The following is a 2163-nucleotide window of genomic DNA, read 5'->3' on the forward strand; positions in this document are numbered from 1 at the left end:
GCGCCACGAGGCGCTGGTGCGCCGTGAGGCGCTGAGGATCGAAGGAGGTGCGAGACCTCCTCGCTGGGCTGTCGCAGCAGTCCGGTGGGAGCTGAGCGCAGTCTGACCCGGGAGACGCCGGGGAGGGCGGGAAGCAGCGCTGACAAAGCCGGGACTGTTCGGGACTGCCAGACGGGCCGGGTCCGGCGAGCGAGACCAGAGGGTGTACGAGAGGAACCAGTGGTAAAGCTCCGTAAGCGTGGCACCGGCTTAAATCTGGCGGATACAGGCCGGGGTGCAGTGCACGGTCCGCCTGGTGGGCGGGCCGACTCCGTAGCTGACTTGGCGTGTCGGTGGGGAGGTCACGGTGAAAGCCTGCGGCGTAGCCGTGGCGATGCTGCCGGGGCAAAGCTGGATGCCGGACTGGTCGATCGATTCTCAGTGAACACGGGAACCGTCCCGTGTCGTTCCCTTTTCCCGGGAGCCACCCCGAGTAACGGGATAGACACGTCGTCTGTCGAAGGCGCGGGACGGGGCGGAGGTCCCGTAGTAGTCCGAGCGGGCGAGAGGCCCGCGCATGGCGAAGGGGGCCAGCAAGTCGGCGGTGGACGTGCTGGAACACCAGGAGGTCGTCGGTGAACACCGACGACCGGCGGCCGCTCTACTTGAGGCGGAACGCCGGGTACTGGAGATCCAGGCCAAGCTCCACCGTTGGGCCGGTGACGACCCTCGTCGCAGGTTCGACGACCTGTTCAACCTCGTCGCGGACCCAGGCTTCCTGCTGGTCGCCTGGGACCGGGTCCGGAACAACAAGGGCGCGCGCACGGCCGGGGTGGACGGCGAAACCGCCCGCTACATCGAGTCCGTGCGTGGGATGGAGGAGTTCCTCGCGGAACTGTGGGAAGATCTGAAGTCCCGCACCTTCCAGCCCCTGCCGGCGCGGCGGCGCGCGATCCCCAAGGCGGGCGGGAAGGTCCGCTACCTCGGGGTCGCAACCGTTCGTGACCGGGTGGCGCAGGCGTCGTTGAAGCTGGTGTTGGAGCCTATTTTCGAGGCGGATTTTCTTCCGTGTTCCTACGGGTTCCGTCCGAACCGCCGGGCTCACGACGCGGTGGCGGAGGTGCACCATTTCGCGTCCCGCACGTACGAGTGGGTCGTGGAAGGTGACATCAAAGCCTGTTTCGACGAGATCTCGCATTCCGCCTTGCTGGACCGGGTGCGGGGTCGTGTCGGTGACAAACGCGTCCTGGCTCTGGTGAAGGCGTTCCTGAAAGCGGGTGTCCTCACCGAGGACGGCACGCTGGTGAACACCGACGCCGGTAGTCCGCAAGGGTCGATTCTTTCCCCGTTGCTGAGTAACGTGGCTCTCTCGGTCCTGGACGAGTACGTCGCCCAGGGTCCGGGCGGCCCTGGCGCCAGCCCGTACCAACGGGCGAAGCGGCGCCGTCAAGGTCTGCCCAACTACCGGCTCTGCCGGTACGCGGACGACTGGTGCCTGCTGGTTTCGGGCACCAAGGCCGACGCCGAGGCGCTGCGGGAGGAGATCGCCGGGGTCCTGTCCACGGTGGGCTTGCGCCTGTCGCCGGAGAAGACCCTGGTCACCCATGTCGACGAGGGCCTCGACTTTCTCGGCTGGCGTATTCAGCGCCACCGAAAGCGGGGCACCGGCAAGCACTACGTCTACGTCTATCCGGCCAAGAAGGCGCTGGCCGCCGTCACGGCCAAGACGAAGGCGATCTGCCGGAGGAACACGAACCTGACGCTCGAAGACCTGCTGCACCAGCTCAACCGGGTGCTGCGGGGCTGGACCGCGTACTTCAAGTACGGATGCTCGAACGCGACCTTCAGCTACTTGAGGGCTTACCTCTGGAAAGAGATCGTCAGGTGGCAGGACCGCAAGCACCGGCGTGTTCCGTGGAAGATTCTACGCCGACGCTACGGCATCTGGCCCGCCGAAGGTGGAGTGGAGCTGTTCGACCCGGCAAGAGTGAGCGCTCGGCGTTACTACTACCGGGGAGGCCGCATCCCGAAGCCGTGGCCGAGCACGACATGAGGTGAGCACGGGCCCGCGGGGCTTGTGGAGAGCCCGGTGCGCTTAGCGGCGCACGCCGGGTTCGGGAGGCGACCCGGAGGAACGGAATGGCCGCAAGGCCATCACCGCACTCCGGGTCGACCTCACTGTTT

Annotated in this window: 1 protein-coding gene; it reads left to right on the forward strand. The window is 66.8% G+C overall.

Going from position 1 to position 2163, the window contains the following annotated elements:
• Positions 1 to 556: 556 nt before the first annotated feature.
• Positions 557 to 2032, forward strand: coding sequence for a group II intron reverse transcriptase/maturase (gene ltrA, locus U9977_RS26020; protein ID WP_322751920.1), 1476 nt, complete (start codon positions 557 to 559; stop codon positions 2030 to 2032).
• Positions 2033 to 2163 lie beyond the last annotated feature (131 nt).

The organism is Protofrankia sp. Cas8 (genome assembly GCF_963555845.1).
In the GTDB taxonomy this organism is placed as follows: Bacteria; Actinomycetota; Actinomycetes; order Frankiales; family Frankiaceae; genus Protofrankia.